Raw genomic sequence first — 18,771 nt, forward strand, 5'->3', positions numbered from 1 at the left:
GCGCCCCCCCCCTCCGCCCCCCCCCCCCCCCCCGTTCGCGTTTCCCGGCCCCGATTCCGGGCGGCCCCGCTTCGATTCCGGGCAGCCCGGAATCGCCGGAACGAATGCCGGGCGGAATTCCCGTTCTTTGTATACGGCGTGCGTGTTAATTCCGGGCGCTCGTCGTGTTGACTGCATGTTGCGAAACCCTCACACGGCGCTCCGGCCTCTTGAGCCGGTGCAGCGGCAGGGAGCGTTCCGCGTGCAGCGCGGTCAGCGCCCTCGCCCGCTCGGCGTCGCCGCGCGCCACGGCGTCCACGATCGCGCCGTGCTCGGCCCAGGCCTCGACGGGCAGGGCGGGCAGATCCACCGCGTACGTCCAGGCGATCTTGTGCCGCAGCTGGGTGAGCAGCGCCGTCAGCGCCGGACTCCCGGACGCCTGCGCGAGCGTCTCGTGGAACCAGCCGCCGAGCGAGCGCAGATCCTCGCCCTGACCGCGCCTGGCCCGCTCCTGCCCCAGCCTGACCAGGCCGCGCAGCACCTTGAGGTGGGCCTCCGTGCGCCGCTGCGCGGCCCGCGCGGCCCCCAGCGGTTCGAGCAGCGCCCGCATGTCGAGCAGATCGGCCGCCTCCTGCTCGGTCGGCTCGGCGACATGGGCGCCGGCGTGGCGCCGGGTGACGACGAAGCCCTCGGACTCCAGGGTGCGCAGCGCCTCGCGGACCGGGACGCGGGAGACCCCGTACCGGCGGGCGAGCTGCTCCTCGGTCAGCCGGGCACCCCGCTCGAACACGCCGGAGACGATGTCGTCCCGGATCGCCGTGCATACCGAGTGCGCGGGAATGCGCATGTCCGACCTCCGCCTTGGTCCGCGTGAGTCCATTCGATCGGCGCCTTTTCTGCGCCCGGTCTGCGACTCTATTGCAGCCCGCCGGAAATTCCGATGCCCCAGCGGAATCCATGACGGCCTTTGGCTTCTTTTGGTCAGCGAAAAGCCCCGGCTCAGTACGAGCCGGGGCTTTTGCGATGCGGTGCGCGGGGATCCGGGCCGACGGCCGGTCGGGTCAGGTCGGGTCCGGCCCGACCCTGTCCGGTCCAGTCCGGTCGGGTCCGGGCGAGTCCGGTCCGGTCAGACGTTGACGCCGCGGGCGCGGAGGTACGCGACCGGGTTGATGTCCGAGCCGTAGTCGGGGCTCGTGCGCGCCTCGAAGTGGAGGTGCGGGCCCGTGGAGTTGCCGGAGGAGCCCGAGACGCCTATCTGCTGGCCGGGCTCGACGGTCTGGCCGACGTAGACCCCAATGGAGGAGAGGTGCCCGTACTGGGTGTACGTGCCGTCGTTCATCCGGATGACGATGTTGTTGCCGTACGCGCCGCCCCAGCCGGCCTCGACGACGGTGCCGGAGCCCACGGAGACGACCCGGGTGCCGTAGGCCGCGTGGAAGTCGACGCCGGAGTGGCTTCCGGAGGACCAGAGGGAGCCGCCGGTCTTGTAGCCGGTGGAGACGTACGAGCCGCCGACGGGGAGCTGGAAGGAGGCCAGGCGGCGGCGCTCGGCCTCGCGGGCGGCGCGCTCACGCTCCAGCCGGATCTCCTTGGCCCGGGCCTCGGCCTTGCGCTTGGCCTCGGCCTCGGCCTTCGCCTTGGCGATGGCCTCGAAGGCCTCCCGCTCCTGGGCGGCGGCCTGGGCGTTGATCCGGTCCACGAGGGAGTCCTCGGTGATCACCTGGGTGAGACCGGTGTCCTCAGGGGAGCGGTTGTCGATGTCCGCGGCGAGAGCCGGGGAGGCGAGGGTTCCGATGACGCCGGTGGTGGCGAGCGTCGCGGCACCGGCGATGCCCACGCTGCGGCGTGCCATCCGGCTCGGACCACGATGCTTCCCGGTGGCACGGGTGAACGCCATGTAGGGGCTGATCCTTTCCTTCCTTCTCGCCTACCGGGTTAGCTGACGGGTTCGGAGCAGGAAGGTCTCCTACGGGCCCCTCCGTCGAGACGAAGGCACCCGATTCACCCCAGGGACTACGTGTGGGTCCCCGGCTCCCCAGGCTCGCGCCTGACGGGGACTCGGCGATGACTGTCCGATGCCGCGGCTGCGGCACGTGCAACTGACGAACAGCCGCCCTGACGCTATGCGGATCGTCTTTCAATCACCAACCAGACAGGTCTTTTGTAAGACATGCCACAGGGCAAACGATCATCTTGACCTCAATACGGACAAAGCGGAGGACCCCGACGAACCATGCCGTCGGGGTCCTCGCGTTGTCGTGCGGTGGCCGGAATCAGCCGGTCACGACGGTCACTTCACCGATCCCGAGCGCGCGCACCGGCTCCGCGATCTGCGCCGCGTCACCGACGAGCACGGTGACGAGCCGGTCCACCGGGAAGGCGCTGACCACGGCGGCCGTCGCCTCGACCGTGCCGGTCTCGGCCAGGCGCGCGTACAACTGCGCCTGGAAGTCGTCCGGGAGGTGCTGCTCCACCTGGTCGGCGAGCGTCCCGGCGACGGAGGCGGCCGTCTCGTACTTGAGGGGCGCCACGCCCACCAGGTTCTGCACGGCCGTCTCGCGCTCGGCGTCGGTCAGACCCTCCGCGGCGAGCGTGCGCAGCACCGTGAACAGGTCCTCAAGCGCCGGACCCGTGTTCGGGGTGTCGAAGGATCCGCTGATGGCGAGCATCGCGGCGCCGTTCCCCCCGGCGTCCGAGCGGAGCACCTGGCCGAAGGCCCGCACGCCGTACGTGTAGCCCTTCTCCTCGCGCAGGACCCGGTCCAGACGCGAGGTCAGGGTGCCGCCGAGGCAGTACGTGCCGAGGACCTGGGCCGGCCAGACGCGGTCGTGCCGGTCGGCGCCGATCCGGCCGATGAGCAGCTGCGTCTGCACGGCGCCGGGGCGGTCCACGATGACGACCCGTCCGGTGTCGTCGGCGGTGATCGGCGGCATCGGGAGCGGCTCGGCGGGCTCGCCGGTCCAGGCGCCCAGCGTCTCGGCGAGGACCTTGTCGAGGTCGACGCCGGTCAGGTCGCCGACGACCACGGCGGTGGCCGTGCCGGGCCGGACGTACGCCTCGTAGAAGGCGCGGACGGCGGCGGCGTCGATCGCGGCCACGGTCTCCTCGGTGCCCTGGCGCGGCCGGGACATCCGGGACTCGGCCGGGAACAGCTCCTTCGAGAGCTGCTTGGCGGCGCGGCGGCCCGGATTGGCCGACTCGTGCGGGATCTCGTCGAGACGGTTGCGCACCAGGCGCTCGACCTCGGTCTCCAGGAACGCCGGGGCGATCAGGGCCTCGGAGAGCAGCCCGAGCGCCTTGGGCAGCCGGGAGGCCGGGACCTCCAGGGAGACCCGTACGCCCGGGTGGTCGGCGTGCGCGTCGAGCGTGGCGCCGCAGCGCTCCAGCTCGGCCGCGAACTCCTCGGCACTGCGCTGGTCGGTGCCCTCGGACAGCGCGCGGGCCATGATGGTGGCGACACCGTCGAGACCGGCCGGCTCGGCGTCCAGCGGGGCGGGCAGGAAGATCTCCACGGCGACGACCTGCTGGCCGGGGCGGTGGCTGGTGAGCAGCGTCAGACCGTTGTCCAGCTTCCCGCGGTCCGGGGCCGGGAAGGCCCACGGCTTCGCGGTGCCCGGCTGCGGCTGCGGGTGGAAGTCCATGCTCGTCAAGGACACGGCGGCGTCCGTCACTGGTCCGCTCCCTCTTCGTCGTCTTCGCCGTCGGCGCTGTCGCTCTGCTCGGTCGCCAGGGGCTCGTAGACGAGCACCGCGCGGTTGTCGGGGCGCAGCTTCGCCGCGGCGACCTCGCGCACCTCCTCGGCGGTGATGTCGAGGACCCGGTCGACGGCGGTCAGGGCGAGCTGCGGGTCGCCGAACAGCACGGCGAACCGGCACAGTTCGTCCGCGCGGCCCGCGACGGTGCCGAGCCGGTCCAGCCACTCCCGCTCCAACTGGGCCTGCGCGCGCTCCATCTCCTCGGGCGTGGGGCCCTCGGTGGCGAACCGGGCGAGCTCCTCGTCGACGGCCGCCTCGATCTGCGGGACCTCGACGCCCCCGGAGGTCTTGACGTCCAGCCAGCCCAGCGAGGGCGCTCCGGCGAGCCGCAGCAGGCCGAAGCCGGCGGCGACGGCCGTGCGGTCACGGCGGACCAGGCGGTTGTGCAGGCGGGAGGACTCCCCGCCGCCCAGGACCGTCAGGGCCAGGTCGGCGGCGTCGCACGCGCGCGTGCCGTCGTGCGGCAGCCGGTAGGCGGCCATCAGCGCGCGGGCCGGGACCTCCTCCTCGACGACCTCGCGGAGCTGCTCGCCGATGACCTCGGGCAGCTCGCCGGAGCGCGGCGCGGGCTTGCCGTCGTGGGCGGGGATCGAGCCGAAGTACTTCTCCACCCAGGCCAGCGTCTGCACCGGGTCGATGTCCCCGACGACGGACAGCACGGCGTTGTTCGGGGCGTAGTACGTGCGGAAGAAGTTCCGCGCGTCCTCCAGCGTCGCCGCGTCCAGGTCGGCCATGGAGCCGATCGGCGTGTGGTGGTACGGGTGGCCCTCGGGGTAGGCGAGGGCGGTCAGCTTCTCGAAGGCCGTGCCGTACGGCACGTTGTCGTAGCGCTGGCGGCGCTCGTTCTTGACGACGTCCCGCTGGTTCTCCATGGACTCGTCGTCCAGCGCGGCGAGCAGCGAGCCCATGCGGTCGGCCTCCAGCCAGAGCGCGAGCTCCAGCTGGTGCGTGGGCATGGTCTCGAAGTAGTTGGTGCGCTCGAAGCTCGTCGTGCCGTTGAGCGAGCCGCCGGCGCCCTGCACCAGCTCGAAGTGGCCGTTGCCGTGCACCTGCTTCGAGCCCTGGAACATCAGGTGCTCGAAGAGGTGGGCGAGGCCCGTGCGGCCCTTGACCTCGTGGCGCGAGCCGACGTCGTACCAGAGGCAGACCGCGGCGACCGGGGTCAGGTGGTCCTCCGAGAGCACCACGCGCAGGCCGTTCGCCAACCGGTGCTCGGTCGCTGTCAGGCCGCCGGAGCCGGCCTCGGCCGTGGCCGTGTGACCCATGGGCATGTACGTCCCTTCGATCGCGATGTGAAAAAGTCCTGCCACTGTATGCAAGCGCGCCGACACCTGGCGAAGTTCCCGGGGCTTCGTGATGTCCCTCTTCCGGGTCGCGGTCGGCGTTGTCGGTGGCACGGTCCACAATGGTCCGCGTCAGATCAACCTTGTTGGTGAAGGAGCCGCAGCCGCGATGGCCCGCCGCAGCACGAAGACACCGCCGCCGGACGACGCGTACGAGGAGAGGATCCTCGACATCGACGTGGTCGACGAGATGCAGGGCTCCTTCCTCGAGTACGCGTACTCGGTGATCTACTCGCGCGCCCTCCCCGACGCCCGCGACGGCATGAAGCCCGTCCAGCGCCGCATCGTCTACCAGATGGGCGAGATGGGGCTCCGGCCCGACCGCGGCTTCGTCAAGTGCGCCCGTGTCGTCGGCGAGGTGATGGGCAAGCTCCACCCGCACGGCGACGCCTCGATCTACGACGCGATGGTCCGCATGGCACAGCCCTTCTCCATGCGGCTCCCCCTCGTCGACGGCCACGGCAACTTCGGCTCCCTGGGCAACGACGACCCGCCGGCCGCCATGCGGTACACCGAGTCGCGGATGGCCCCGGCCGCGCTCCTGATGACCGAGTCCATCGACGAGGACACGGTCGACTTCTCGCCGAACTACGACGGCCAGGAGCAGGAGCCGGTGGCCCTCCCCGCCGCCTACCCGAACCTGCTGGTCAACGGCGCTTCCGGGATCGCGGTCGGCATGGCGACGAACATGCCCCCGCACAACCTCGGCGAGGTCGTCGCGGCCGCCCGCCACCTGATCCGGTACCCGAACGCCGACCTCGAGACGCTGATGCGGTTCGTGCCGGGCCCCGACCTGCCGACCGGCGGCCGGATCGTCGGGCTGTCCGGCATCAAGGACGCGTACGAGTCGGGCCGCGGCTCCTTCAAGATCCGCGCCACCACGACCGTGGAGACGGTGACGGCCCGCCGCAAGGGCATCATCGTGACCGAGCTGCCCTTCACGGTCGGCCCCGAGAAGGTCATCTCCAAGATCAAGGACCTGGTCGGCTCCAAGAAGCTCCAGGGCATCGCGGACGTCAAGGACCTCACCGACCGCAGCCACGGCCTGCGTCTCGTCATCGAGATCAAGAACGGCTTCGTGCCCGAGGCCGTCCTGGAGCAGCTCTACAAGCTGACGCCGATGGAGGAGTCCTTCGGCATCAACAACGTGGCGCTGGTCGACGGACAGCCGCTCACCCTCGGCCTCAAGGAGCTGCTCGAGGTCTACCTCGACCACCGCTTCGAGGTCGTGCGGCGCCGCTCCGAGTTCCGCCGCACCAAGAAGCGCGACCGCCTCCACCTGGTCGACGGCCTTCTCGTCGCGCTGCTCGACATCGACGAGGTCATCCGGCTCATCCGGGAGAGCGAGAACTCCGCCCAGGCCAAGGAGCGCCTGATGGAGCGCTTCTCGCTGAGCGAGATCCAGACGCAGTACATCCTGGACACCCCGCTGCGCCGCCTCACCAAGTTCGACCGCCTTGAACTGGAGAGCGAGCGCGACCGGCTGAACGGCGAGATCGACGAGCTCACCGGGATCCTCGACTCCGACGCGGAGCTGCGCAAGCTGGTCTCGGCGGAACTGGCGGCCGTCGCCAAGAAGTTCGCCACCGACCGGCGGACGGTCCTGCTGGAGTCGGCGGGCGCGCCCGTCGCGGCCGTGTCCCTGGAAGTCGCGGACGACCCGTGCCGCGTGCTGCTCTCCTCGACCGGCCTCCTCGCCCGTACGGCGACGGCGGAGCTGCCCGCGGTCGACCCGGACGCGACGCGCGCCAAGCACGACGTGATCGTGTCGGCGGTGGCGGCCACCCAGCGCGGTGACGTGGGCGCGGTGACCTCGTCCGGCCGGCTGCTGCGGATCGCCGTGATCGACCTGCCGCAGCTCCCGGACACCGCGACCGCCCCGAACCTGGCGGGCGGCGCGCCGCTGTCCGAGTTCCTCTCCCTGGAGGGGGACGAGACGGTCGTCTGCCTGACCACGCTCGACGAGTCCTCGCCCGGCCTCGCCCTCGGCACGCTGCAGGGCGTGGTCAAGCGCGTGGTGCCGGACTATCCGGCGAACAAGGACGAGCTGGAGGTCATCACCCTCAAGGACGGTGACCGGATCGTCGGCGGCACGGAGCTGCGGACCGGCGACGAGGACCTGGTCTTCATCACCTCCGACGCCCAGCTGCTGCGCTACCAGGCCTCGCAGGTACGGCCCCAGGGCCGGCCGGCGGGCGGCATGGCGGGCATCAAGCTCACCGCGGGCGCCGAGGTGATCTCCTTCACGGCGGTGGACCCGGCGGCGGAGGCCGTCGTCTTCACCATCGCGGGCTCCACCGGCACCCTGGACTCCTCGACGGGTACGTCGGCGAAGCTGACGCCCTTCGACCAGTACCCGCGCAAGGGCCGCGCGACCGGCGGCGTCCGGTGCCAGCGCTTCCTGAAGGGCGAGGACGTCCTGCTCCTGGCCTGGGCGGGCGCCACCCCGGCCCGCGCGGCCCAGAAGACCGGCGCCCCGGTCTCCCTCCCGGCCCCCGACCCCCGCCGCGACGGCTCGGGCACCCCGCTCCCCCAGACGGTCGAGGTGGTGGCGGGCCCGGCGAGCTAGGGCGTGTCGCCGCCGTACTCCTGTCGTCGCCCGCGGGGCAGACGGGAGTACGGCGACAGGCCCTAGCCCTCGTCCGGTTCCTCCTCGGACCGCTGCACGTACCGCAGGACGCCCCACATGCTGTGCTCGTCGGGGGCGTCCTGCGGGCCGTTCAGTGCGCAGGCGGCCAGTTCCTTGCGCAGTGCGGCCGTGTCGACGCCGGAGCCGATCAGGACGAGCTGGGTGAGCCGTTCGCCACCGGCGGGCCAGGGCTCGGGGTAGAAGCGCAGGAAGCGGCCGACGGCGTGCACCGTGTAGCGGTTGGCCGGGTCGGCGGCGCCGAGGTCGACGAAGCCCTTGATCCGGTAGAGGCCCTCGGGGCGCGAGTCGAGGAAGGCCATCAGACGGCGCGGGTGCAGCGGCGTCGAGGCCGTCACGGAGAGGCTCTCGTAGGCCGCGTGCGGATGGTCGTGGCCCTCGTCCCCGGAGCCGTACAGGAGGTCCTCGATCGACATCTGGCCCTCGATCTCGCCCTCCGGCACGACCCGGTCGAAGAGCAGCTCCGGATCGACGCGCCCGCGGGTGGCCTCGACCACGGCGGCGCGACCGGCGAGGGCGGCCACCGCCTCCCGTACGCCCCTCAGCTCGTCCGCGGCCACCCGGTCCGCCTTGTTGACGACGACGAGGTCGGCGAGGGCGAGGTGCCGGTCGGTCCCCGGATGGCGCCGCCGGGTGGCGGCGAACTCGGACGCGTCGACGACCTGGACGAGTCCCCCGTACACGACCCGCTCGTTCTCGCTGGCGAGCACCATGCGCACCAGCTCCTCCGGCTCCGCGAGCCCGCTCGCCTCGATCACGATCACGTCGAGCCGGGACTCGGGCCGGGTCAGGACCTCCAGGTAGGTGTCGAGCTCTCCGGCGTCGACGGCGCAGCACAGGCAGCCGTTGCCGAGGGAGACCGTGGAGCCGACCTGGCCGGCCACGGTCATCGCGTCGATGCCGATGTCACCGAAGTCGTTGACCATGACCCCGATCCGGGTGCCCCGGGCGCTGCGCAGCAGGTGATTGAGGAGCGTGGTCTTCCCCGCCCCGAGAAACCCGGTCAGGACGACGACGGGGATCTGCTGCGTCACGGGACATGCCTCCGGTTCCTTGGGGCCCACGGCCGTGGGAAACCCCCAGAATAGGCGCCCGGTCCGTCACCATTTCCGGTCACGGCGCACGGCCGTCTACCTTTTCGGGCATGAGCCCCGCACAGAGCAGCCCGCCGCGCCCCCGCGCGCGCCGTCGGCGGTTCGGGTGGCCACAGCGGGTGTTCTCGCAGGTCCTGCTGATGCAGCTGGCCATCGCGACCGGTGTGACCGTCCTCGCCACCGGACTCTTCCTCGCCCCGCTGAGCGCCCAGCTCGACGACCAGGCCATGCGGCGCGCCCTGGCCATCGCCGGGACCAGCGCCTCGCCCCGGCTCGCCGCGGACCTCACCGGCAGCCGGCCGTCCGCGCGCGGCCCGGTGCAGGCGGAGGCGGAACGGATCAGGACCTCGACGGGCGCCGAGTACGTCGTGGTCATGGACACCCGAGGGGTGCGCTGGTCGCACACCGACCCCGCGCAGATCGGCCGGGTCGTCTCGACCGACCCGAGCGCCGTCCTCGCCGGGAAGGAGGTCATGGAGATCGACAGCGGCACGCTCGGCCGCTCCGCGCGCGGCAAGGCCCCGCTGCGGGACGCCGACGGGCGGATCGTCGGCGCGGTGTCCGTCGGCATCGAGTACGACAGCGTCCGCGACCGGCTCCTCGCCGCCATCCCCGGCCTCCTGGCGTACGCGGGCGGCGCGCTCGCCGCCGGGGCGCTCGCCGCGTACCTGATCTCCCGGCGACTCCAGCGGCAGACCCACGACCTGGCCTTCTCCGACATCTCGGCGCTGCTCGCCGAACGCGAGGCCATGCTCCACGGCATCCGCGAGGGCGTCGTGGCCCTCGACCGCCACGGCTCGGTACGGCTCATGAACGACGAGGCGCAGCGGCTCCTCGGCGTCGGCCCCGAGGCGGCGGGCCGGCCCCTGGACGAGGTGCTCGGCGGCGGCCGTACCGCCGACGTCCTCACCGGCCGGGTCACCGGCGAGGACCTGCTCACCGTCCGGGGCCACCGGGTTCTGATCGCCAACCGGATGCCCACGGACGACGGCGGCGCCGTCGCGACCCTCCGCGACCGCACCGAGCTGGAGCGTCTCGGCCGCGAGCTCGACTCCACCCGCGGCCTGATCGACGCGCTCCGCGCCCAGGACCACGAGCACGCCAACCGCCTGCACACCCTGCTCGGTCTGCTGGAACTGGAGATGCACGAGGAGGCGGTCGAGTTCGTCACGGAGGTCGTCGGCGTGCACCGGGCCACCGCCGAGCAGGTCACCGAGAAGGTCCACGACCCGCTCCTCGCCGCGCTGCTGGTCGGGAAGGCGACCGTCGCCGCCGAGCGCGGTGTCTCTCTGCGGCTCGCACCCGACTCCCTGCTCCCGGACCGGCTGGTCGACCCGCGCGAGCTGGTCACCGTCGTCGGCAACCTGGTCGACAACGCCCTGGACGCCGTCGCGGGCACCCCCGGCGCCCGCGTCGACGTCTCCTTCCGCGCCGAGGACCGTACGGTGGTGCTGCGGGTCTCGGACAGCGGCCCCGGCGTCCCCGAGGACCGACGCGAGCTGATCTTCACCGAGGGCTGGACCACGAAGGCGCTGCCGTCCCACGGGAAGCGCGGGCTCGGCCTCGCCCTGGTCCGCCGGCTCGCCGAGCGCCGGGGCGGCACCGCCGGGGTCTCCGACGGTCCCGGGGGCGGCGCCGTGTTCACGGTCGTCCTCCCGGACGCCCTGACGGATCCGGAGCCCGCGACGGACGTGCCCGCGACGCTCGCGGACACCGCCGAGGAGGCGACGCGATGATCGACGTGCTCGTGGTCGACGACGACACGCGTGTGGCGCGGATCAACGCCGCCTACGTCGCCAAGGTGCCCGGCTTCCGGGTCGTCGCCACCGCCCACTCGACCGCCGAAGCGCTCGCCGCCCTGGACGGACAGCCGGTGGACCTGATCCTCCTGGACCACTACCTGCCCGACGAGAACGGGCTCGCGGCGGTACGGGAGCTCCGCGCGCGCGGCCACCAGTGCGACGTGATCATGGTGACCGCGGCCCGCGACGTCGCCACCGTGCAGTCGGCGATGCGCCACGGCGCGCTCCAGTACCTGGTCAAGCCCTTCAACTTCGCCGGGCTGCGCGCCAAGCTGGAGGCGTACGCGACGCTCCGCCGCACCCTGGAGAGCGGCGGCGAGGCGGAGCAGGCCGAGGTGGACCGGATCTTCGGGGTCCTGTCGGCGGGCGCCGTCGCCCCCGACCTGCCCAAGGGACACTCCCCCACCACGGCCGAACTGGTCCGGCAGGTCCTCCTCGCGGCCGACGGCCCGCTCTCCGCGCAGGAGATCGCCGAGCGGGCCGGTGTCAGCCGCCAGACCGCGCAGCGCTATCTGAAGCTCCTGGAACGCACCGGCCGGGTGCGGCTCTCCCTCCGGTACGGGGAGACGGGCCGCCCCGAGCACCGGTACGCGTGGGCGAGCTCACCGTCCGCCGGCTGAGGCACGACACGGGAGGCCCGGACCCGCACGCGGGCACGGGAGCAGGTCCAGGCCCGGCCGGACGGCTCCCGCACTCGGGCACGGGAGCAGGTCCGGGCCCGGTCAGACGGCTCCCGCACCCGTCAGTGCGCGCACCTCGGTCTCCGCGTGCCGGGCCTCGTCGGGTGGCTCGGGCGAGGTGACCGTACCGATCCAGCCGGCGAGGAAGCCGAGCGGGATGGACACCGCTCCCGGGTTCTGCAGCGGGAAGAGCTGGAAGTCGACGCCGGGGAAGAGCGATTCCGGGCTGCCGGAGACGACCGGGGAGACCAGCACGAGCAGCACGGCGGGAATCAGGCCGCCGTACACCGACCAGACCGCGCCCCGGGTGGTGAACTTCCGCCAGAACAGCGAGTAGAGCAGCACCGGCAGGTTGGCCGAGGCGGCGACCGCGAAGGCCAGCCCCACGAGGAACGCCACGTTCAGGTCGCGGGCGAGCAGTCCCAGGCCGATGGCTGCCGCGCCGATCCCGGCGGCGGCGACCCGTGCCACGGCCACCTCGCTGTACTGCTTCGCGTGCCGGCGGCGCAGCGAGCTGTAGAGGTCGTGGGCGACGGAGGCCGAGGACGCCAGCGTGATCCCCGCGACGACGGCGAGGATGGTCGCGAAGGCGACGGCCGCGACGACCGCGAAGAGCACCGTGCCGCCGGTGGAGCCCGCGCCACCCCCGAGGTCGAGGGCGAGCAGCGGTACCGCGGTGTTTCCCGAGGCGTTGGAAGCGCGGACCTCGTCGGGGCCGATCAGCGCGGCCGCGCCGAAGCCGAGCACGATGGTCATCAGATAGAAGCTGCCGATGAGTCCGATGGACCAGACGACGGAGCGGCGGGCGGCGCGGGCCGTCGGCACCGTGTAGAAGCGCGACAGGATGTGCGGCAGTCCCGCGGTGCCCAGGACCAGGGCGAGGCCGAGGCTGATGAAGTCGAGACGGGCCGTCCAGTCCCCGCCGTAGCGCAGCCCGGGCGCCAGGAAGCCCAGACCGTGCCCGCTGCGCTCGGCCGCGGTGGAGAGCAGGCTGTTCACGTCGCCGTGGAACCGCAGCAGGACCAGGACAGTGAGCGCGATCGTCCCCGCCATGAGCAGGACCGCCTTGACGATCTGGATCCAGGTGGTGGCCCGCATGCCGCCGAGCGACACGTAGATCACCATCAGGGCGCCCACTCCGATCACCGTCCACGAGCGCGCCGCCTCGCTGGAGCCCCCGAGCAGCAGCGCCACCAGGCTCCCGGCCCCCACCATCTGGGCCACGAGGTACAGCACGGAGACGGCCACCGAGGACGTCCCGGCGGCGATCCGCACCGGCCGCTCCGCCATGCGCGCGGCGACGACGTCGGCCAGCGTGAACCGCCCGCAGTTCCGCACCAGTTCGGCGATCAGCAGGAGCACGACCAGCCAGGCGACGAGGAAGCCGACCGAGTACAGCATGCCGTCGTAGCCGTACAGCGCGATCAGCCCGGAGATGCCGAGGAACGAGGCCGCGGACATGTAGTCCCCGGCGATGGCGAACCCGTTCTCCAGAGGCGAGAACAGCCGCCCTCCGGCGTAGAACTCCTCTGCCGAACCCTGCCGGTGCCGGCTCACCCAGGTCGTGATCCCCAGGGTCACGGCGACGAACACGCTGAACAGCACGAGCGCCAGGGTCTGGTGGTCTCCGGTCACGGCTGCGCCACCCCTCGGGTCATCTCCTGCGTGTCCCAGCGCAGTTCGAGTGCGGCCCGGTCCCTCCGCAGCCGCGCGTGGCGCGCGTACGCCCAGGTCAGCAGGAAGGTGGTGAGGAACTGTCCGAGCCCCGCGACCATCGCCACGTTCACCGCTCCGGCCACCGGCCGGGCCATGAGCCCGGGCGCTGCGGTCGCCGCCACCACGTAGGCGAGGTACCAGGCGAGGAACGCCAGGGTGGCGGGGAAGACGAACCGGCGGTAGCGGCGGCGGACTTCCTGGAACGCGGGACTCCGCTGCACTTCGAGATAGATCTCCGCCGCGCTGTGGACCCGCTGCCGCGGCACCGCGTCGGGCCGGCCGTCGCCGGGGCGGCTGCCGCCGGGCGCACGCGCCGCCGCCTCACCCCCGCCGGAGACCGTCGCGTCGTACCAGGGGTCGTCGACCGCGATTGCCGCGGCGTCACGCCCCTCCTGCTTGTCCACCTGCTCCACCGGCCAACTCTCCTTGTCAGCGAACCTTTTCGGCCGCGTGCCCAAGGATGGACAGAGCGGGAAGATCCCGGACTCTTCTCCCCCCTCACTTCACCCCATCAGGTGACTGTTTTCCCAGGTGCCCTGACCAGACCGTGCTGATATGCGTACCGCACGGCCTGTGCCCGGTCGCGAACCCCCGTCTTGGCGAAGAGATTGTTGATGTGTGTCTTCACCGTCGCCGTGGAGATCCTGAGCCGCTTGGCGATCTCCGCGTTCGACAGCCCGTCAGCGACCAGCACGAGAACCTCCGTCTCCCGCTCCGTCAGACCGTCGGCGCCCGGCCCGGCCGCCCCGTCCGAGCCGACCCCTCGCTCCTGGTGGTCCAGACGCGCCACGCGACCCCGCCGACTCCCGTCGTCCCAGCCGTCCCAGCCGTCCCGGTCGCCCCGGTCGCCCCGGTCGCCCCGGTCGCCCCGGTCGCCCCGGTCGCCCCGACCATCCCTCTCGTCCCGACCATCCCTCTCGCCCCGGCCATCCCGACCATCCCGGTCGATCAGCCGCTCAAGGAGCCGTCGCTGCACGGAGGGTGAGAGACCGGCCCGCCCGTCGATCACGTCTCGCACGGCCCGCTCGATCTCCTCCCCTCCGGCGTCCTTGGTGAGGTATCCCCGAGCCCCGGCCCGCAGCGCCGGGAACAGCGAGTCGTCGTCGGCGTAGGTGGTGAGCACGACGACCTCCGTCCCCGGGTGCAGGTCGCGGATCCTGCGCGTGGCCTCGACACCGTCGCAACGGGGCATCCGCAGATCGTTCCATCGCCATGACCGAGACGACGATCCAGATCACCGTCGCGGGCGTCGGGGCACCTGCCGCGTAGGCCCCGAGGCCGCACAGCGCGATCGCCGCGAGGAGCCCCAGCGAGGACGCCAGGCGGTGGCCAAGGGTCGTGTGGTGTTAGCGCAGCGCCGCCGCCACGCAGAGCCCGAACCCCAGCGGAGGCAACGGCGCGAACCAGCCGCCGAAGGCCCCCGAGGTGTAGCAGCCGGCCACCACCAGGACGCTCAGTCCCGCGATCATGGTGTAGTCGAGGACGATCCGTCCCCGGGGCACCCCGATCCGGGTGAGCGCCTCCCGCGAGGGCCAGGAGCGCCAGGAGGGCCCGTGCGCCACCGCGCTCGCCGCCCCTGCCCGCTGCTCGGTCGCCCTCGACGCCGTCGCCGTACCCGTACGCGCCCTCACGTCCGGCTCCGAAGCCCGGGTCGATGTCGCCGACGCCGACGCCGCTGATCCCGATCCCGATCCCGATGCCGAGAAGCCTCGGCCGCCCGTCTCACCCATGTCTGTCCCCCTCCGACACCTCGATGTTACGGAGAGTCGCCGGCCGTGTGATCGGCCCGTGGGTGGAGCGTGTGGCTCCACCCACGGGTGGAGGCCGTCAGGCGTCGATGCGTGACCGGTCGAGGGTCGCCGCCGAGCCGGTGATGAACTCCTTGCGGGGCGCCACGTCGTTGCCCATGAGGAGGTCGAAGACCTGCTCCGCCGCGTCCAGGTCGCCGATGTTGATCCGGCGCAGGGTGCGGTGGCGCGGGTCCATGGTGGTCTCCGCGAGCTGGTCGGCGTCCATCTCGCCCAGACCCTTGTAGCGCTGGATGGAGTCCTTGTAGCGGACCCCCTTGCGCTGGAACTCCAGGAGGGTCTGACGCAGCTCGTTGTCCGAGTACGTGTAGACGTACTTGTCCTGGCCCTTCTTGGGCTGGACGAGCTCGATCCGATGCAGCGGCGGCACCGCGGCGAAGACCCGGCCGGACTCGACCATGGGCCGCATGTACCGCTGGAAGAGCGTCAGGAGCAGGCATCGGATGTGGGCACCGTCGACGTCGGCGTCGACCAGGAGGACGATCTTGCCGTAGCGGGCGGCGTCGATGTCGAAGGTGCGGCCCGAGCCCGCTCCTATGACCTGGATGATCGCCCCGCACTCGGCGTTCTTGAGCATGTCCGAGACGGACGACTTCTGGACGTTGAGGATCTTCCCTCGGATCGGGAGCAGCGCCTGGAACTCGCTGTTCCGGGCGAGCTTGGCCGTACCGAGGGCCGAGTCCCCCTCGACGATGAAGAGCTCGCTGCGCTCCACGTCGTCGCTGCGGCAGTCCGCGAGCTTGGCCGGCAGCGAGGAGGACTCGAGCGCGGTCTTCCTGCGCTGCGCCTCCTTGTGCTGACGGGCCGCGATCCGGGTCCGCGCCGCCGCGACGGCCTTCTCGAGGACGGCGCGCGCCTGGGCCTTGGCGTCCCGCTTGGTGGAGGTGAGGAAGGCCTTGAGCTCCTTGGCCACCACGTTCGCCACGATCCTGCGAGCGGCGGAGGTACCGAGGACCTCCTTGGTCTGCCCCTCGAACTGCGGCTCGGCGAGGCGGACCGTCACGACGGCCGTGAGCCCCTCCAGGGCGTCGTCCTTGACGACGTCGTCCTCGGCGACGCGCAGCATCTTGGCCGAGCGCAGCACCTCGTTCACCGTCTTGGTGATCGCCTGCTCGAAGCCGGACACGTGGGTGCCGCCCTTGGGGGTGGCGATGATGTTGACGAAGGACTTGACCGTGGTGTCGTAGCCCGTGCCCCAACGCAGGGCGACGTCGACGGCGAGTTCGCGGGTGACCTCGGTCGGGGTCATGTGGCCGCGCTCGTCGAGGACCGGGACGGTCTCCTTGAAGGTGCCCTGTCCGGTGAGGCGCTGGATGTCGCAGACGGCCTTGTCCTGCGCGAGGTACTCGCAGAACTCGCTGATGCCGCCGTCGAAGCGGAACGTCTCCTCGCTCTTGCCGACGCCGGCCAGGTCACGCTCGTCGCGGACGACGATGGTGAGACCGGGGACGAGGAAGGCGGTCTGCCGGGCGCGCTGGTGGAGCGTCTCCAGGGAGAGCTTGGCGTCCTTGAGGAAGATCTGCCGGTCCGCCCAGTAGCGGACACGGGTGCCGGTGCGGGTCTTGGGGACGCGCTTGCCCTTGATCAGGCCGTTGCCCGGATCGAAGGGGCTGTCGGGGCCCTGCTCGGTGAAGATGCCGGGGACACCCCGGCGGAAGGAGATCGAGTGCGTCGCGCTGTTCCGGTCGACCTCGACGTCGAGGCGGGCCGACAGGGCGTTCACCACGGAGGCGCCGACGCCGTGCAGACCGCCGGACGCCGCGTACGAACCGCCGCCGAACTTTCCGCCGGCGTGCAGCTTGGTCATCACGACCTCGACACCGGAGAGTCCGGTCTTCGGCTCGACGTCGACCGGGATGCCACGGCCGTTGTCCCTGACCTCGACGGAGGCGTCGTCGTGGAGGATGACCTCGATGTGGTCGCAGTAGCCACCGAGGGCCTCGTCGACCGAGTTGTCGATGATCTCCCAGATGCAGTGCATCAGGCCGCGGCTGTCGGTGGACCCGATGTACATACCGGGGCGCTTGCGGACCGCTTCGAGCCCTTCCAGTACGAGCAGGTGCCGCGCGGTGTAGTTGGAACCGTCACGGTCTGCGGTCAGCAGCGCACTGGACGGCACGGACGTCTCGGCGGTCACGCGGTTCGCTCCTCGCTGAATTTGAAATCTGGCCCGGTGGGGTAAGGCCCGGCTTCGGTCACCGCACAGAGGGTACCGATGCCTGGTAGAGCCGTTGTCACGCCACCCTCCCCGATTCCTCATGCTAGTCCAGCCTCGCATGGATGTTCGATCCCTCGATGGGGTGACGTGAACATCACGTTCCCTTCCAGGCATGAACCATTTAGGCTCCGGGCACGTCCTCATCAACAACCGGCAACCGCCGGGAGGGCCAACCGATACAAGCAACGCGAAATCCGTAGAGCTACGCAATACGGCTCATTCGCCGCCAACCGGCAGCAGACAGCCACCTTGGGAAGAAGTTTCAAGGAAAAGCCACGAGCGGGAACGTTTTCGGCCTGGTTGGATGTTGACCCTGGTACGACAGCTCGTCGAGCTAGAGAAGAGGCGACGTGACTACTGTTCTGACCCCCGCGAGCCCCCTGACGGCCGCTGACCGCTGCGACCGCTGCGGCGCCCAGGCATACCTGCGTGTCGTCCTGACCAGCGGAGGTGACTTGCTCTTCTGCGCCCACCACGGACGCAAGTTCGAGCCGGAACTCAAGAAGATCGCCGTTGAGATACAGGATGAGACGGACCGGCTGACCGACGTGCCGGCCCGCACGATGGGCGAGGACCACGCCTGACGCGCCATCCACGACGAGCCCAGGGCCGGTCATTGATCGGACTGCGGGCGGTCGCCCCCTCGCGGGGTGACCGCCCGTTCTCGTACCCGGCTCCTCGGTGGCCGACTCCTCCCCCGGCCATTCCGTATCGGGCTCCTCATGCCCGGTTCAGTACCGCTCGGGCTCTTCGCGTCCGGCTCAGTACCCGCTCGGACTCCTCATGTCCGGCTCAGTACCGCGCCGGAAGCACCTCGGAGACCCGCGTGTAGACGCCCGGGTTCTCTGCCTGCCCGCAGCCGCTGCCCCACGAGACCAGGCCGACGAGCAGCCCCTGGGCCACCAGCGGCCCTCCGCTGTCGCCCTGGCACGCGTCCTTCCCGCCCTGCGGGTCGCCGGCGCACAGCATCGTCCCGCGCTGGTAGCGGACTCCGAAACCGCCCGGGTACGCCCGCTCGCACGCCGTGTCCGGCAGCACCTGGACGCGTGCCGTCCGCAGCGTGGAGGCATAGGCCCCGTTGCCGGTGGTGTCGCCCCAGCCGTAGACGTCGGCCTCCGTCCCCTCCGCGTACGCCGCGTCTCCCGAGCGGGCGACGCCGATCACGTACGACTGCGGCAGCGCGCTCACGAGCGTCAGCACGGCCAGATCGCCCGAGTTGGTGGTCGGGTCGTAGTCCGGGTTGACCCAGGTGTCCGAGATCCTGACCTCCTGGCCCTCCTGTCCGCCCAGCGCGGCACGGCCCGCGATGACCACGAAGTCGCGGACCTCCCACGGCTCGCCCCCGAGCACCTCACGGCCCAGGCAGTGGGCCGCCGTGAGCACCTTGGTCGGCGCAACGACCACGCCCCCGCAGAACTGCCCCGCGCGCGTACCCCCGAACCGGTCACGGCTGGACAGCGCCACCACCCACGGCGCGTCCGTGATCTGGGCCGGCCGGCCGCCCACCACGACGCTGTCGGCGGCCACGGGACCGGCTGTGGCGAGCTGTCCAGCCGCTGCGGTGATCAGGCCCAGAGCACCCGTCAATGCTCGGGTGAGAGAACCACGCATGGAGCCTCCTGACTCTCCGGTGATGTCGGTTCACCCAGCGTCCAGCACGAGTCCCGGGCGTGCACCCGCGCAAAAGCCGGAGGGCCCGGTTCCCCCTCTCGGGGAACCGGGCCCTTCC

15 protein-coding genes and 1 riboswitch are annotated in these 18,771 nt (G+C 71.6%); of the genes, 4 read left to right on the forward strand and 11 right to left on the reverse strand.

Going from position 1 to position 18,771, the window contains the following annotated elements; genetic code table 11:
• Window positions 1-145: 145 nt before the first annotated feature.
• The 4 genes from ACFV2S_RS24175 to ACFV2S_RS24190 form a co-directional block, all read right to left on the reverse strand.
• Complete coding sequence (locus ACFV2S_RS24175) at window positions 146-826, reverse strand: GntR family transcriptional regulator (RefSeq protein ID WP_385562743.1); 681 nt, start codon at window positions 824-826, stop codon at window positions 146-148.
• 279 nt (window positions 827-1,105) lie between these two features.
• Entirely contained in the window at window positions 1,106-1,876 is a 771-nt protein-coding gene (locus tag ACFV2S_RS24180) for a M23 family metallopeptidase (RefSeq protein WP_385562746.1), read from the reverse strand.
• A 12-nt stretch (window positions 1,877-1,888) separates the two neighbouring features.
• A riboswitch (cyclic di-AMP (ydaO/yuaA leader) is annotated at window positions 1,889-2,053 on the reverse strand.
• Window positions 2,054-2,252: 199 nt separating this feature from the next.
• Entirely contained in the window at window positions 2,253-3,620 is a 1,368-nt protein-coding gene (locus tag ACFV2S_RS24185; protein ID WP_385563018.1) for a M16 family metallopeptidase, read from the reverse strand.
• Window positions 3,621-3,646: 26 nt separating this feature from the next.
• Window positions 3,647-5,005 carry a M16 family metallopeptidase gene (locus ACFV2S_RS24190; protein ID WP_385562748.1) on the reverse strand — a complete coding sequence of 453 codons (1,359 nt, stop codon included), beginning with the start codon at window positions 5,003-5,005 and terminating at the stop codon, window positions 3,647-3,649.
• Window positions 5,006-5,186: 181 nt separating this feature from the next.
• On the opposite strand from ACFV2S_RS24190, the gene ACFV2S_RS24195 reads away from it, so the two are divergent.
• Complete coding sequence (locus tag ACFV2S_RS24195) at window positions 5,187-7,646, forward strand: DNA topoisomerase (ATP-hydrolyzing) subunit A (RefSeq protein WP_385562751.1); 2,460 nt, start codon at window positions 5,187-5,189, stop codon at window positions 7,644-7,646.
• A gap of 62 nt (window positions 7,647-7,708) precedes the next feature.
• Here ACFV2S_RS24195 and ACFV2S_RS24200 read toward each other — a convergent pair whose 3' ends face one another.
• A complete protein-coding gene (locus ACFV2S_RS24200; RefSeq protein WP_385562754.1) occupies window positions 7,709-8,758 on the reverse strand; it encodes a CobW family GTP-binding protein in 1,050 nt (349 codons plus the stop codon).
• 110 nt (window positions 8,759-8,868) lie between these two features.
• Between ACFV2S_RS24200 and ACFV2S_RS24205 the strand changes: the two genes are divergently transcribed.
• Both ACFV2S_RS24205 and ACFV2S_RS24210 read left to right on the forward strand, forming a co-directional pair.
• The gene (locus ACFV2S_RS24205) at window positions 8,869-10,554 is read left to right on the forward strand and encodes an ATP-binding protein (RefSeq protein WP_385562757.1); all 1,686 of its coding nucleotides are present in this window, start codon (window positions 8,869-8,871) and stop codon (window positions 10,552-10,554) included.
• Window positions 10,551-11,240 carry a response regulator gene (locus ACFV2S_RS24210; protein ID WP_382868219.1) on the forward strand — a complete coding sequence of 230 codons (690 nt, stop codon included), beginning with the start codon at window positions 10,551-10,553 and terminating at the stop codon, window positions 11,238-11,240. Before ACFV2S_RS24205 ends, ACFV2S_RS24210 begins: the two co-directional genes overlap by 4 nt.
• 102 nt (window positions 11,241-11,342) lie before the next feature.
• Here ACFV2S_RS24210 and ACFV2S_RS24215 read toward each other — a convergent pair whose 3' ends face one another.
• From ACFV2S_RS24215 to ACFV2S_RS24235, 5 genes are all read right to left on the reverse strand, one after another.
• The gene (locus ACFV2S_RS24215; RefSeq protein ID WP_385562761.1) at window positions 11,343-12,935 is read right to left on the reverse strand and encodes a cation acetate symporter; all 1,593 of its coding nucleotides are present in this window, start codon (window positions 12,933-12,935) and stop codon (window positions 11,343-11,345) included.
• Window positions 12,932-13,429: a DUF485 domain-containing protein gene (locus tag ACFV2S_RS24220; protein WP_385562764.1), complete on the reverse strand. Its 498-nt coding sequence runs from the start codon at window positions 13,427-13,429 to the stop codon at window positions 12,932-12,934. Before ACFV2S_RS24220 ends, ACFV2S_RS24215 begins: the two co-directional genes overlap by 4 nt.
• Before the next feature lie 98 nt (window positions 13,430-13,527).
• Complete coding sequence (locus ACFV2S_RS24225; RefSeq protein WP_385562767.1) at window positions 13,528-14,208, reverse strand: LuxR C-terminal-related transcriptional regulator; 681 nt, start codon at window positions 14,206-14,208, stop codon at window positions 13,528-13,530.
• A gap of 154 nt (window positions 14,209-14,362) precedes the next feature.
• On the reverse strand, window positions 14,363-14,647 hold the full coding sequence (locus tag ACFV2S_RS24230; protein WP_385562770.1) for a hypothetical protein: 285 nt from the start codon (window positions 14,645-14,647) through the stop codon (window positions 14,363-14,365).
• 196 nt (window positions 14,648-14,843) lie between these two features.
• Window positions 14,844-16,961, reverse strand: coding sequence for a type IIA DNA topoisomerase subunit B (locus ACFV2S_RS24235; protein WP_385562773.1), 2,118 nt, complete (start codon window positions 16,959-16,961; stop codon window positions 14,844-14,846).
• A 431-nt stretch (window positions 16,962-17,392) separates the two neighbouring features.
• Here ACFV2S_RS24235 and ACFV2S_RS24240 point away from each other — a divergent pair, with 431 nt between their 5' ends.
• A complete protein-coding gene (locus ACFV2S_RS24240; protein ID WP_030687247.1) occupies window positions 17,393-17,626 on the forward strand; it encodes a hypothetical protein in 234 nt (77 codons plus the stop codon).
• A 208-nt stretch (window positions 17,627-17,834) separates the two neighbouring features.
• Here the strand turns inward: ACFV2S_RS24240 and ACFV2S_RS24245 are convergent, their stop codons facing one another.
• Window positions 17,835-18,653: a S1 family serine peptidase gene (locus ACFV2S_RS24245; protein WP_385562776.1), complete on the reverse strand. Its 819-nt coding sequence runs from the start codon at window positions 18,651-18,653 to the stop codon at window positions 17,835-17,837.
• Window positions 18,654-18,771: the final 118 nt, after the last annotated feature.

Source organism: Streptomyces sp. NPDC059695 (assembly GCF_042733785.1).
In the GTDB taxonomy this organism is placed as follows: Bacteria; Actinomycetota; Actinomycetes; order Streptomycetales; family Streptomycetaceae; genus Streptomyces.

Excerpts from the sequence above, each read along its gene's own strand:
- ACFV2S_RS24245 (WP_385562776.1), bottom strand. The coding sequence starts at position 18,653 with ATGCGTGGTTCTCTCACCCGAGCATTGACGGGTGCTCTGGGCCTGATC.
- ACFV2S_RS24190 (WP_385562748.1), bottom strand. The coding sequence starts at position 5,005 with ATGCCCATGGGTCACACGGCCACGGCCGAGGCCGGCTCCGGCGGCCTG.
- ACFV2S_RS24225 (WP_385562767.1), bottom strand. The coding sequence starts at position 14,208 with ATGCCCCGTTGCGACGGTGTCGAGGCCACGCGCAGGATCCGCGACCTG.
- ACFV2S_RS24175 (WP_385562743.1), bottom strand. The coding sequence starts at position 826 with ATGCGCATTCCCGCGCACTCGGTATGCACGGCGATCCGGGACGACATC.
- ACFV2S_RS24195 (WP_385562751.1), top strand. The coding sequence starts at position 5,187 with ATGGCCCGCCGCAGCACGAAGACACCGCCGCCGGACGACGCGTACGAG.
- ACFV2S_RS24180 (WP_385562746.1), bottom strand. The coding sequence starts at position 1,876 with ATGGCGTTCACCCGTGCCACCGGGAAGCATCGTGGTCCGAGCCGGATG.
- ACFV2S_RS24205 (WP_385562757.1), top strand. The coding sequence starts at position 8,869 with ATGAGCCCCGCACAGAGCAGCCCGCCGCGCCCCCGCGCGCGCCGTCGG.
- ACFV2S_RS24185 (WP_385563018.1), bottom strand. The coding sequence starts at position 3,620 with ATGGACTTCCACCCGCAGCCGCAGCCGGGCACCGCGAAGCCGTGGGCC.
- ACFV2S_RS24210 (WP_382868219.1), top strand. The coding sequence starts at position 10,551 with ATGATCGACGTGCTCGTGGTCGACGACGACACGCGTGTGGCGCGGATC.